Source organism: Bacillus sp. V3-13, assembly GCF_002860165.1.
GTDB lineage: Bacteria > Bacillota > Bacilli > Bacillales > Cytobacillaceae > Bacillus_BJ.
In genome coordinates, this window is sequence record NZ_PGUZ01000030.1 from 26404 (window position 1) to 40347 (window position 13944).

The 13944-nt window shown below is 40.2% G+C and carries 12 protein-coding genes; 9 read left to right on the forward strand and 3 right to left on the reverse strand.

Translation table 11 applies throughout. The annotated features are described in order from the left end of the window. Window positions 1-38: 38 nt before the first annotated feature. The 3 genes from CU633_RS12170 to CU633_RS12180 form a co-directional block, all read right to left on the reverse strand. Window positions 39-755 carry an endonuclease/exonuclease/phosphatase family protein gene (locus tag CU633_RS12170; RefSeq protein WP_101660885.1) on the reverse strand — a complete coding sequence of 239 codons (717 nt, stop codon included), beginning with the start codon at window positions 753-755 and terminating at the stop codon, window positions 39-41. 393 nt (window positions 756-1148) lie between these two features. Then, window positions 1149-2108: a diacylglycerol/lipid kinase family protein gene (locus CU633_RS12175; RefSeq protein ID WP_308314751.1), complete on the reverse strand. Its 960-nt coding sequence runs from the start codon at window positions 2106-2108 to the stop codon at window positions 1149-1151. A 9-nt stretch (window positions 2109-2117) separates the two neighbouring features. After that, a complete protein-coding gene (locus CU633_RS12180; RefSeq protein ID WP_101660860.1) occupies window positions 2118-3014 on the reverse strand; it encodes a YegS/Rv2252/BmrU family lipid kinase in 897 nt (298 codons plus the stop codon). 167 nt (window positions 3015-3181) lie between these two features. On the opposite strand from CU633_RS12180, the gene CU633_RS12185 reads away from it, so the two are divergent. The 9 genes from CU633_RS12185 to CU633_RS12225 all read left to right on the forward strand — a co-directional run bounded on the left by CU633_RS12185 (window position 3182) and on the right by CU633_RS12225 (window position 13924). Continuing rightward, window positions 3182-4405, forward strand: coding sequence for a zinc-dependent alcohol dehydrogenase (locus CU633_RS12185; RefSeq protein ID WP_101660861.1), 1224 nt, complete (start codon window positions 3182-3184; stop codon window positions 4403-4405). Between the two features lie 35 nt (window positions 4406-4440). Further along, complete coding sequence (locus tag CU633_RS12190; RefSeq protein ID WP_101660862.1) at window positions 4441-5526, forward strand: class II aldolase/adducin family protein; 1086 nt, start codon at window positions 4441-4443, stop codon at window positions 5524-5526. Between the two features lie 214 nt (window positions 5527-5740). Beyond that, entirely contained in the window at window positions 5741-6559 is an 819-nt protein-coding gene (lgt, locus tag CU633_RS12195) for a prolipoprotein diacylglyceryl transferase (RefSeq protein WP_101660863.1), read from the forward strand. Window positions 6560-6918: 359 nt separating this feature from the next. Continuing rightward, on the forward strand, window positions 6919-7527 hold the full coding sequence (locus CU633_RS12200; RefSeq protein WP_257958695.1) for a YkoP family protein: 609 nt from the start codon (window positions 6919-6921) through the stop codon (window positions 7525-7527). Window positions 7528-7635: 108 nt separating this feature from the next. Beyond that, on the forward strand, window positions 7636-9321 hold the full coding sequence (locus tag CU633_RS12205; RefSeq protein WP_257958689.1) for a DUF6044 family protein: 1686 nt from the start codon (window positions 7636-7638) through the stop codon (window positions 9319-9321). A 133-nt stretch (window positions 9322-9454) separates the two neighbouring features. Continuing rightward, window positions 9455-9895 carry a sporulation inhibitor of replication protein SirA gene (sirA, locus tag CU633_RS12210; RefSeq protein ID WP_101660865.1) on the forward strand — a complete coding sequence of 147 codons (441 nt, stop codon included), beginning with the start codon at window positions 9455-9457 and terminating at the stop codon, window positions 9893-9895. An 88-nt stretch (window positions 9896-9983) separates the two neighbouring features. Next, the gene (locus CU633_RS12215; protein WP_101660866.1) at window positions 9984-10196 is read left to right on the forward strand and encodes a YneF family protein; all 213 of its coding nucleotides are present in this window, start codon (window positions 9984-9986) and stop codon (window positions 10194-10196) included. Between the two features lie 182 nt (window positions 10197-10378). Further along, window positions 10379-12127, forward strand: a complete 1749-nt coding sequence (locus CU633_RS12220) for an ABC transporter transmembrane domain-containing protein (RefSeq protein WP_101660867.1) — start codon at window positions 10379-10381, stop codon at window positions 12125-12127. Between the two features lie 3 nt (window positions 12128-12130). Next, window positions 12131-13924 carry an ABC transporter ATP-binding protein gene (locus CU633_RS12225; RefSeq protein WP_101660868.1) on the forward strand — a complete coding sequence of 598 codons (1794 nt, stop codon included), beginning with the start codon at window positions 12131-12133 and terminating at the stop codon, window positions 13922-13924. Window positions 13925-13944: the final 20 nt, after the last annotated feature.

Here is a 13944-nt window from a genome sequence, read left to right on the forward strand (position 1 = left end):
CCAAAGAATTCGTTTATTGCGGCAATATTCTCTTCATTCTATTGACTGAATAAAAGCGTTGCTTTTAATGGCAAATGGTCGGATGCATGCGGTATATTTGCTATCACTTCTGCATCAACAACCTGAAAAGAAGGGCTGACGAAAAGGTAGTCCAATCTTAATCTTGGTCGAAGGGATGGATAAGTAAATCCAGTTTCATTGCCCGCATGTTCCCATACATCTTGGAACTCAGTGGTCATTTTTCTCCAACCTCTTGATCCTGGCTTCATATTCCAATCACCCATAATAATCATAGGATGAGAATTTTTATGTAATTGATTAACAATAAAATTTGTTTGTTTGCGATGAAGAAAGGGATTAAGACTTAAATGCGTGACATTAATATCAAATAACTTTTTGTTGTGCTCAACAGTGGCGGTGAGCAATGATCTTCCTTCAATTAACCCGGGAATAAAATTAAATAAATAACTCTTTTCTGATACGATCGGAAAGCGGGACAAAAGGGCATTTCCATACTGTCTCTTTGTGGCTGTTTGTTTAGACGTCAAAGTGAGCGAGGGGCTGAAAGCATGATACATATTTAATTGTTGTGCAAGCCACATACTCTGGTCCAGATAATCACTTCTTTCAGAATAATGCTTATCAACTTCGTTCAGGCCAATGATGTCTGCATCACTTTTTTCAATTACTTCGGCAATTCGGTGCAGATCTATTTGCTTATCCATACCTTTTCCATGGTGAATGTTATATGTCATGATTTTAAGCTCCAAAATATCTCACCTCGAATTTACATTAGTTTTATAAAATCAAAGAATCTCAAGACGAAGATAATCCGTTCTAACACCCGTTAAGAATCAAACAGAAATTTTAAGAAGCCTGTATAGCAAATCCTTTTTTTGATCAACTTAAAATGATTCCATATTTTCAATAATATGGACAGACAAACTTCAAATCAAAGAAAGGGGTTCAAACAGACATGATTGAGATTATTAAGGGGTTTATTCAAACAATAAACCGAATGCTTGTGGCACTAGTTGAATTTGACTATGACGAAGCGTTGGAAAAAATGAAAAAAAATAAATAACTTTTAGCGAAGAAAACCCTTATTTCAGCCTTTAATGAAACAAGGGTTTCTTTATACGTATTCCCTACAAGACGTGTAATGCGCATGGTTTCATTGTAATTCGGACAGGAGTTTGTCCAATTACTTCCCCATCCCCGTGTACCAACAGTGGAGAGGAGGAATAAATCTCCAACTCCTTTCCTCTAATGATCTTTATCGATGGGGAGGAGGTATGTTTTCCTTTAAAAACCAATGGAAATATACAAAGAAATTCCCACTTGGACATCTCTTGAACAATACATATATCAAAAAAACCATCATTGTTTTCGGCCTCCGGGCAAATTACAAGCCCTCCAGCGTAAAAAGGTGAATTGGCTACCGCGATTAGCCATGCCTTAGGAATATTGTGGAGTTTATTATCAATCATTAAGGAGATATCCAGTGGTTTATAGCGAAACAGCACATTTAATGCACTAATAATGTATGAAATTCGCCCCATTCGGATGAGATTAAGGAATTTTTTATATTTAGATCCATTCGCCGACCGTGCTACTTCCCCGTCAAATCCTATTCCTGCAACTGTACAAAACAATCTGGAATTTACATTTCCAATATCGATGACTTTAGGTTTCCCGCTTAACATACGTTCTAAAGCTCTATCATGTTTGAGCGGAATACCCAATCCTCTTGAAAAATCATTTCCTGAACCGGCTGGGATAATTCCTAAAGGTATATTAGTACCAATTAATCCATTGACTACTTCCTGGATGGTTCCATCCCCGCCAACTGCCACCATCACACTCACTTTTTCATTGTGAACCAATTCCCGAACTAATTCTGTGGCGTGTGTCGGCTTCTGAGTAAAATGAACAGAGTAAAACACGTTTTTTTCATTAAGCATTTTTTCTATTTGATACCAAACTTTAAGAGCTTTTCCATTACCCGCAGCTTTATTAACAATAAAACAAAACAAAAGTCTCACCCAGCTATCCATTTTTAACAAAATTATAGCCAAGTTTACTTGTGAAAATACATTCTTTAACATAGGCAGTTTTTATTTACAACAAAAAAAACGAAGGTGCTGAGGCAATACTGTAAAATCCAGGCTTTTCACATCAGCTTTTTCTCCATCAAGATTGAGGGCGATGGACTCTGGTATCGTAAAGCAACCAGATTTTATTTTTGTATGATTGATGAGTGATGATTTGTCAGGAATGTTAAGCATTTTGGCAAGTAATGAAACAAGCAGTTGGAACCGATTGGTTTTTTTACATGTAATCAAATGAAAATAACCATCATGATCAGTTGAATTTTTAATTAGATGTTCAAATGGACCGACTGAGTTTCCATTCATAATTAAAAATAAACAGATATCCGAAATCACTTGATCCGAGGAAACATCAACGGATATTGCATCCGGCTGTTTTGTCAAAAAAAACGTTTTAAGAAAATAATAGCAATAGGCCCATTCACCAAAATACGATTTGAAAGCAGGAGGTGTTCGATAGGTTATATCCGACAACCATCCCGCTGCTGCAATGTTGGCAAAGTAGCGGTTTCCAAATTTTCCGATGTCAATTTGTTTAGTATTTCCTCCCTCGATAATTGAGAGAGCTTCCATCGGGCATGACATTCCTAAATATTTTGCAAGCTCATTGCTCGTTCCAAATGGGAATACCCCTACAGTTGGTCTATATTCTTCTTCCGCTATAAATTGGATTGTTCGGTTTACTGTGCCGTCTCCTCCGGCAATAAAGACCGCATCCCATCTGTTTTGGCATGCATTTTTAATAGCTGTAACCATATCTTCGAACCCCGATGGCGGCTGAATCGTGATTCGATAACCCATTTCCGTAAGTCTTTGTATTAGTAAAGGAAAGGCTTTGTGAGTGGTCTTTTTCCCGGAAAAAGAGTTATAAACCATTAAAGCCTGTTTGTTTCTTGTATTCATTGTCCAATCCTCCGACGAAAAGAAAACTTCTTTGACCAATACTTATTTTTCTTTTTTTTCGGCCAAAATACACAGAAGTTGTTTCCATATTTATCAAGAGCATGAATAACAAGGTACCGATCTGGAAAAATTATTTTTATAACGTTCAAGAAACTAGGTGATTCGCATTGAAAGCTTTGCAGTTTGATTATAAAGCACCCCGCTATATCTTCAGTAAAATAACGGGAAGGTTATTTCCGTCTGTTTATTGGGATTCACGGCTATCCTGTTTACAATTTCTTGAACAACCGGAGCCCGAGCTTCCCAATCAAAACTGGGTTAAAGTAAAGGTGAAATATGGCGGTATTTGCGGCAGTGATCTTAATCTGATTTCTTTAAGGGATAGTCCTGCTACGTCGCCATTTGTTTCGTTTCCTTTTACGATCGGGCATGAAATTGTAGGAACAATTGCGGAAGCGGGTTCACAAGTTACTGGTTTGAACAGGGGAGATCGAGTGGTAATAGATCCAATCTTGTCGTGTGTGTCACGAGGAATAGACCCTCCTTGTCCCGCTTGCCTTAAAGGAAATTTTAGTTTGTGTGCCTATAAAACGGAAGGAAATTTATCGCCGGGACTGTTAATAGGAACCTGTCATGACACAGGTGGGGGCTGGGGTTCATATATTGTGGCCCACAAGAGTCAGGTTTTTAAGCTCCCTGCAACCGTGGATGATTTAAACGGAGTGATGATAGAGCCTTTTAGCTGCGCTTTACATAGTATTTTAAGGAACCGGCCTGGTAAAAACGACACCGTCCTGGTGATAGGTGGAGGGGTGATTGGGCTATGCGTTATTGCTGCGATTCGGGCACTGGAAATCCCGTGTAACATTGTTGCTTTGGTGAAACATGATTTTCAGGCCGGGTTGGCATCCAATTACGGGGCAAACAAAATAATCTTCTTGCGAAAGCAAACTTACGTTGGGGACCTAACAAAATCTATTAAAGGACAAGTATTAAAACCGCTTTTTGGTCCTGAAGTGATACAGGGAGGTGCGGATATTGTATTTGAATGTGTTGGGAAAAAACAGAGTATCAATGATGCACTGCGGTTTGCAAAAAATGGCGGAAAAATTGTGCTGTTAGGTCTTGCCGGGATCATGGACGGAATTGATTGGACCACAGTGTGGCTTAATGAGTTAAATGTCAAAGGAAGCTTCGCTTATAGCACAGAAGTATTTCAAGGAAAAAGAAAACGGACGTTTGATATTGCCATTCAGTTAATGCATGCTGGAAAACTGGATCTATCACCAATGGTTACTCATAGATTTCCATTAGAAGAGTACCACAATGCGCTCAGTACTGCTTCAAATAAGAAAAGTAGTGCAGCCATGAAAGTAGTTTTTGAACCGTAAGATGAGTATCTTGATAGAAATTAGGAGGAAGACATATGAATAACTTTGCGATAACAGGTGCCCAAAAAACTCCTTTCCTGACATGGTATATGGAAGGATTAAGAGAAAAATTTTCGAACGAAGGATATACATATTGTAAAGAAACAGTCGATGATATTAGGATCGTGTTTAATGTCATCGATCAAGAAAAACCCCGTCCATTTCGTCGAAAAGCACAGGCGACTTTTGTTATCTCAATACTTGAGACAAATGAAGAACCTGAGAATATCTTTGAAGCTGCTTATCCATATCTAATCAGGTCATTAGCCAACCATTTAATGTTTATCATAAACACTAAGGAAAAAATGGATGTTTATTTTATTACTCCTGAACAAGGATTTTACAAATTAAGTTACCAAAATAACGCGGAAGACTTTTTCAAAAAGATTTATGAAAGATTGGAACCGGTGGCATCAGCTCAATTAGTCATCGACAATGAGTTTGCAGAGGATCTGGATGAAAATTTATGGAATGGCAACGAAGTCACACAAACAATGTACAAATCAGGAAAAAAATTAGATGAAATGAATTTATTACCTGCACCATTTCCACTTGAAAAATATTTATCATATCGTGATATGCGTCAGTTGAAAAAATTATATGGGATTGGCGGTCTAAGCTATGGTAATCTTAGCAGCCGTCACGATGACAAGGGATTTTGGATGAGCGCAAGTGGTGTCAATAAAGCGAATATGCGCGTAATAGGACAAGATATTTTATATATTAAAGGATTTAATCCGAAGAAAAATGCGATGGAAATAAGTGTTCCACCTTCTATTTCTCCAAAAAGAGCATCAGTTGATGCGATTGAACATTGGATGATTTATAAAGAACATCCAAAAGTGGGGGCTATTGTTCATATTCATGCATGGATGGATGGGGTAAAAGCCACTGACATGAATTATCCTTGTGGTACGATACAACTGGCAGAAACTGTAGCCGACCTGGTACGAAATGCCGATGATCCTTCAAGGACGATCATTGGTCTTAGAAATCATGGTTTAACCATTACAGGGCGTGACTTAAGTGACATTTTTGAACGTATTGAAGGAAAAGTCATTCCCCAAGTACCGATGGGATAAAAAGTTTAGGGATGCCAAACAAATGATCCGGCAAATATTATATCATCTGTGTCCGATCGGGTAGGCATGAATGAATGACTTTTGTGAAACAGATGTGTATGATTCGGTATCAACCGGGATGTTAAATGCCAGACAAGCCATGAATGTCGTTTAATTCTAATTTCAACTACAAAAACAATTTGGAATAAACAAAATTGTAAAAAAGGGTGAGCATATGGAAGTAACGGTTGAATCGATTGACAGGGTTGCAATCGATCTCGGTTTTATCCAAGTTTACTGGTACGGTGTTATTATCATTGCCGGTGTCCTTCTCGGCCTGTGGATCGCCATGCGTGAGAGCGAACGACGAGGCTTACCAAAAGAAACCTTAGTTGACCTCGTCCTTGTTGCGGTTCCAATTTCGATCATCGTTGCCCGCATTTACTACGTGATATTTAATTGGGATTATTACATCGAAAATCCCGGCAAAATCATCGCTATCCGGGAAGGCGGATTGGCCATGCACGGTGTACTAATCGGTGCCGTATTGACGATATTCGTGTTTGCGAAGCTACGGGATATTTCCTTCTGGAAACTTGCCGATATTTTGGCACCAAGTATAATTCTTGGTCAAGCAATCGGACGCTGGGGAAATTTTATCAATCAAGAAGCTCATGGTGGACCGGTCTCGCGGGAATTTCTCGAAAGTTTGTATTTGCCCGATTTTATCATTAATCAAATGTATATTGAAGGGACTTATTTTCATCCGACGTTTTTATACGAGTCTCTTTGGAATTTTGCCGGTTTTATTGTGTTGATGTCCCTGCGCAGGACAAATTTAAGACGTGGTGAATTGTTTATAACATATATCATCTACTACTCATTCGGCCGTTTCTTTATCGAGGGAATGAGAACGGACAGTTTAATGCTTACAGATGAATTACGGATGGCACAAGTCATTTCTGTCGTGTTAATCTTTGTGGCCATAATGATCATATTCTACCGCCGTAAAAAAGGATATGCCAATATACGTTATTTGGATAAAAGCATGTAATAGACAAGAAACAAACGAAGTGGCACGTTGTTGTTATACGGGTTCAGACATATACTCAAAGCATTAAGCAGGAATTTGGATATCCTGCTTTTTTGCATTTCTGCCTGAACCTGATTGCTTTCACCCAGAACATAACGCTCAGGAAATACTCTTTCTCATGTCAATTTAAAATACGCTCAAAACCAGACGATAGGGCCGATTCAATTCATCGGTGACAAATATGCTACCTTCTCCCTGCAGTAATAAGACATGTACCACAACCTACAATTTCCACCTATATTTACTCAGAGACTTAGTCAAAATAAAATCAGTTGTTAATGAACAATGTAAACATATTTGCAAGGAGAATGACAATGAGACTGAGACAGTACTTGCTATTGGTATGGAGTATAATCGATCCGGTGTACTTTTTCTTTTCTCGCTTAAATTATCTTGACCAAACGGAAGAAAAAACTGCCATATTTCGGGTAAGGCTGACACGCTATAAAGGACGTGAAGTCGTTTTGGCGGATGGAACAAAGATAAAGAAAAATGATGTGCTGCTAAAGATACATTTACATAACGTCCGTTTATTAAAAGAACTTCAAAATATTGATAATGATGTTAAAAAGGCTGTAATCCTGTATAAAAAAGTAAAAGAGTCGCTGCCTTATATTGCGCTATATATTCATCAGCATAAATATAACAGAGAAATTAAAGGTATCATTGGCATCACAATGCTTAACAAAGGGATTGAACGATTAGGATTTGAGCCTCATCCAATTTCGAGTCGCACATATAAATGGATGAAACAATTGGCACTCTACCCAATTTATCTCCTTTCAAAGTCAAAAGCACCTAACGCTGGTAAAAGGCCTTATCCATTGTATTTATTTATTTCAAAGGAAAGCTTATTAAATAAATATGGAGTGCATAATCAGTCTCTGGAAGAATCGCCATTGATTCGGGTAAATCATGCAACACAATGAAAAACGAAAATAATACAGCCATGATGAACGGCAAGTATTTTGAAAATTATATGAATTATAGTTCCAGTACAGAAGGAAATAACAGCATAAATTTTTGAGGTGGAAAAATTGCTTTCGAACTTGCTTACCAATGAACGGAAACTAATGGTTGTTGCTCTCATTTTTATCGCGCTGTTTCTCTCTCCTTTATTTATTCTTGGTGAAAATGCGCACATTCGTGTTCATGACAATCTCGATTCGAATTTGGCCTGGTACAAGGTACTGGCACGAAGTGGAGAGATTTTTGGTTCGGTTAACGCAATCATCCCACAGATTATAAACGGAAATTTGTCTCGAAATGCTTTTGGTACAGAATTGAGCGCGATCGTATGGCTGTACTCGTTTTTTCCCACTATGATGGCTTATGGGCTTAGCCAGGCGATTACACGTTTTATTGCTTTTATCGGAATGTACTTGCTTTTAAAAAAACATTTTATCCAAAAGCCTGAGCTGGCCTGGATTCGTGTTGGGGTTGCTTTAACGTTCGCGCTGCCTCCCTTTTGGCCATCGGGAATGTTGAGTACGCTTGGAATGCCTCTCGCTCTCTGGGCGTTCTTGAATATACGAAGCGGGGAAAGCTTATGGAGAAACTATCTTGTTCTGACCCTGATTCCATTTTACTCAAGCATCGTATTGGGGTTCTTCTTCTTCTTGAGCGCGATGGGAATTTTCTGGCTGTCAGATGTGATAAGAGGGAAAGGATGGAATTTGAAATTTCTTTTCTCGATTGTTTATATGACAGTTGTTTACCTCGTTATTGAATACAGGCTGGTCTATTCCTTTTTATTCGACAAGGTGCCGAACAGCCGGGATGAGTATTTTCATGCAAGGCTGTCGTTATGGAGGGCAATCCGCCTCACTTTCAAAAACTTTATCCTGGGACATCATCATGTAATGACCGTTCACACATTTGTGATCCTTCCTGTGATGTTGATTGCGTTTTACTTTGTTGTTAAGAAAAAACTTTGGAGGCAGGAAAGGGGTTTTGTATTTTTATTCTGCCTGAATTTTTTCCTGTCTGCATGGTATGCGTTTTGGTTTTATCGGGGTTGGGTGCCGCTGACCGAACGTTTTCACTTTATGGATACATTTAATTTTGCCCGTTATCATTTCTTAAGGCCGCTCGTCATCTATCTGTTGTTTGCTCTAGGCTTGAAAATTATGTATTTTCATGGGTCAAAATGGAGAAAAGCGGCAGTTGCATCTGTGATGGCTCAAATAGTACTTCTCACAATATTCAATGAGGAAATTATTTTTCATGGTGAGCCTACAGTTAAAGAATTTTTCGCAGTGGAGCAATTTAAGGAAATTAAAAATTATATAGGCATGCCGCAGGAAGATTACCGGGTTGCGTCCATTGGCCTTCACCCTGCGATCGCTCAGTATAATGGGTTTTATACTCTGGATACTTACAACAATTTTTATCCGCTTTCTTATAAGCATAAATTCCGGCAAATCATTGAAAAAGAACTGGAGAAAAATAAGAGCATTCGTACATACTTCGATGAGTGGGGAGGCCGCTGCTACATTTTTACCGATGAACTGGGAAAGCATTATATGTTTAAAAAAAATTCGAAGAAACGGCTGAAAAACCTGGAGCTGAATGTAACGCCGTTTACAGAAATGGGAGGGCGCTATATTCTCTCTGCTGTGCCGATTGATAATGCTGAGGAAAATAAGCTTGAACTGGTTAAGATCTTTGAATCCAGGGAATCCATTTGGAAGATTTATTTATATAAACCGCTGACAATTTGATAAGATATAGTGTAAATTAATAAAAATTTCCGAATTCGACAAAAAAATCATTATTTTATAACATCTTCAGACAAACAACCCCTTTTTTATTCATTATAATGAAAGAAAAAGTTTGTCCTTGAGGAGGGCAGCGATGCGGAATTATCGCCTTTATTTAATTGAAGATGAATTTGCCTGCCACTATTACGGAAGAGAAAGAATGTTTTACCAGCTTTTTAAGGATTATGAACAATCGCATGGCCAGCTGCGCTCAATACTGCGTATGCAAATCGACTATATTACGAAAAAGATTCCTGCATTGAAGCTTCATCAGCTTATCCATCAACAGCTCATCAAGAACCGGGGATTCCGTATTGAGCAAAATTCGTATTTAATTGAGAAAAGCGGAAATGCAAGCTTTGCCAAGCTTGACGTCTATGACTGCCTAGTGACAGTGGAGTCATACGGCAGCTATGATTCGGAAACGATTTTTTTCGAGGTACTTCGCAAATGTGAACGCTCTTTTTTAGCGGTTGATACATCGCAAAACCGGTACGGATGGCTGAAACCGATTAAAGAAAGAAATTTTGTATAAAACAAGGAAAAAACGGCGCAAATATTGTATAATAACGTGTGGTCTAGTACACTGTATGGTAGACAACACGAAGGAGGAAGTTTAAGCTATGTGGGATCTTATTCTAGTTGGTATACTGGCACTGTTAGCTGGTGTAGCGCTAGGATTTTTCATTGCTCGCAAATATATGATGAGCTATTTAAAGAAAAATCCGCCAATCAATGAGCAAATGTTAAAAATGATGATGATGCAAATGGGCATGAAGCCATCGCAAAAGAAAATCAACCAAATGATGGCTGCGATGAATAAACAAACAAAATAATGAAGGACAAGCACTCGGGGAGAGTGCTTTTCTTATGGCCCCGAAACGAATAAAACAGACCAAGCTGCGTCAACTATGCGCTGGTGCATGCATTAACCTTCCTTATTTTGTGAATATTTGATAAACTATTTTTACATTTGTTTTGTTTCCTATAATTTGACTCGAGCTCTGGGGGATGCACCATGAAAGTTTTTCATGATTTAATGTGGTTTTTTAAGGAAGAGAAAAAATCATATATTTCCGGAATTATACTATTACTATTTGTTGCGTTTCTTCAGCTGGTGCCGCCAAAGGTAATTGGAATCGTTGTTGATCATATCGAAAACGGCACATTATCAGGCCGGATTCTTCTCCAGTGGATCGGCATCCTGATTGTTGTCGCGCTAATGATGTACTCTCTGCGTTACTACTGGAGGATTATGATTTTTGGATCCGCGGTTAAGCTTTCGCGCTTATTGAGGAACCGTCTGTATCATCATTTTACAAATATGTCGCAATCGTTTTACCAGCGGCACAGAACCGGGGATTTGATGGCGCATGCGACAAACGACCTGCAGGCTGTGCAACAGACAGCGGGAGCAGGCGTGCTGACGCTTGTCGACTCGCTTGCAACTGGCGGCTTTGTGATTATTGCGATGGCGGCGACAATCAGCTGGAAGCTTACACTGATCGCGCTGATTCCAATGCCTTTAATGGCGATGCTGACCAGCTGGTACGGAACCCTTTTACACAAGGAATTTCACAGAGCCCAGGAAGCTTTTTCTTCATTAAATGATAAAACCCAGGAAAGCATATCCGGGATTAAAGTCATTAAAACGTTCGGGCAGGAAAAAGAAGATATAGAGGATTTCCGTAAACAGTCTGAAGATGTGGTGCAAAAAAATATTGCTGTGGCGAAAATTGATTCTTTATTCGATCCAACGATCAGCATTATCGTTGGAATTTCCTTTTTCCTGTCGATTGCCTTCGGGGCAAGATATGTGCTGAATGGAGAACTGACGATCGGACAGCTGATTTCTTTTACGACTTATCTCGGTCTGCTCATTTGGCCGATGCTTGCCTTTGGCTGGCTGTTTAATATTGTTGAGCGCGGCCGGGCATCTTATGACCGTATTTCAGCACTTTTACGCGAAACGGTCGATATCGTTGATGATGAGCATGCCGTTGATCGACTGCCGACTGGAAATATCACTTATGCGATTGATTCATTCCAGTACCCAGGCGAATCAAAATCAACGCTTTCAGACGTCCATTTCAATCTGAACAGGGGAGAAACGCTTGGCATTGTCGGAAAAACCGGCGCCGGAAAAACAACCCTTTTAAAGCTGTTAACAAGAGAGTTTGAAGGCTATGATGGACATATCAAGTTTGGCGGCGAGCCATTAAGCTATTTTAAGATTGAAAAATTACGCGAAGCAATTGGCTACGTCCCGCAGGACCATTTTCTATTTTCTGCAACGGTTGCCGAAAACATTGCATTTACGAATCCGAATGCGCCGCGAGAAGAGATTTATCATGCCGCGAAAATGGCTCATATTCATGAAGACATTCTTCAATTTACTGATGGGTATGAAACAGTCGTCGGTGAGCGCGGTGTTTCTTTATCAGGCGGGCAGAAACAGCGGATTTCGATCGCCAGGGCATTGTTGATGGATCCGGAAGTGCTGATTCTCGACGACTCCCTGTCAGCCGTTGATGCAAAGACAGAGGAAGCGATTTTATCCTCGTTAAAAGAAAACAGGCATGGGAAAACAACAATCATTACTGCGCACCGGCTCAGTGCGATTCACCATGCCAACCTGATCATTGTTCTGGATCAGGGCAAAATCATCCAGAGAGGCACCCATGAAGAATTAATGCAGCAGGAGGGCTGGTACAAGGAAATGTATTTGCGCCAGCAGCTGGAAGAACTTGTCGAGCATGGAGGATAACCAATGGAGAAAATAACCACCCTAAGCGGCAAAGAGCAGAGGCAAGTGCTGTTTCGCCTCCTGTCATATACGAAACCGCATATAAAAACGATCACCCTCGCCTTCGGATTGCTTATTTTAACAACGGTTGGGGATATATTGGGCCCGATTTTAGTGAAAATCTTTATTGATGATTATTTAACGCCCGGCAATTTGGTGAGAAGTGCCCTCGTTGGCCTTGCTTCGGCCTATATCGGCATCCAGGTTGCCAATGTTCTCGTTTCTTATTTCCAGTTGTTAACGTTTCAAAAAATTGCTTTGAAAATTATCCAGCAGCTCCGGATTGATGTTTTTTCAAAGGTGCAGGAGCTTGGATTGAAGTATTTCGATAAAACGCCGGCCGGAAGTATTGTTTCGCGCGTGACCAACGATACGGAAGCGATTAAAGAGATGTTTGTAACGGTTCTTGTAACCTTTATTCAAGGCTTTTTTCTGCTCGCTGGAATCTTTGTAGCGATGTTTATTTTGAACGTCCGATTAGCAGCCTTTTGTTTATTGATTCTGCCGATCATTTTAATGATCATGAAGTCGTACCGGAAATACAGCTCCCTGTTTTACCAGGATATGCGCGAAAGGCTCAGCCAGCTGAATGCCAAGCTTAGTGAATCACTGCAGGGCATGGCGATTATTCAAATGTTTCGCCAGGAAAAAAGGTTGCGTGCTGAATTTGGCGAGATTAATGAGAAACATTATTTGGCCGGGATGCGCAACATCAAGGTCGACGGCTTATTGCTCCGGCCTGCGATCGATTTGGTCTATGTCTTTGCCCTGATCATTGTATTGAGCTATTTTGGCGTTACTTCGTTAAACAATACGATAGAAATCGGCGTTCTCTACGCGTTTATCAATTACCTGGACCGGTTCTTTGAGCCTGTTAACCAGATGATGATGCGCTTGTCTTTATACCAGCAGGCGATTGTCGCCGGATCGCGGGTTTTTAAGCTGCTTGATGAACACGAAGTGGCTCCGGCACAAGCAGTTGTTAAGAATCATAAAGTATCCGACGGGAAAATTGAGTTCAAAAATGTCAGCTTTTCGTATGATGGCAAAAGGGATGTCTTAAAAAATATTTCCTTTACTGCCAACCCGGGTGAAACCGTCGCTCTTGTTGGCCATACGGGAAGCGGGAAAAGCTCGGTCATTAATCTGCTGATGAGGTTTTATGAATTTGAACGGGGAGAAATCCTGATTGACGGCAAATCGATCAAGTCGTTTTCGATCGAAGAGCTGCGTGATAAAATGGGGCTCGTCTTGCAGGATCCTTTTATGTTTTATGGAACGATAAAGGATAATATTCGATTGCACAATACTGACCTGACAGAAGAAGAAGTAGAAGAAGCGGCCCGGTTCGTTCAGGCCCATACATTTATTGAAAAGCTGGAAGACAAGTATGACCATAAAGTCGTCGAAAGGGGAGCAACGTTCTCAAGCGGTCAACGGCAGCTGCTTGCATTTGCCAGAACGATTGCCGCCAATCCGAAAATTCTCGTTCTTGACGAGGCGACCGCCAACATTGATACAGAAACAGAAGAAGCGATTCAAACTGCCCTTTCAAAAATGCGAAAAGGCCGGACAACGATTGCGATCGCGCACAGGCTTTCAACAATCCAGGATGCTGAATTGATTCTCGTCCTGCATCAAGGTGAAGTTGTGGAACAGGGCACCCATCAAGAACTCCTTGCCAAGCGCGGCCTTTACCACAAAATGTATTTATTGCAAAATGGTTCAGCTGAGCGGCTTGAGGATGTGGTCGGCTAGAAACCACCTAAAAAAGGGAG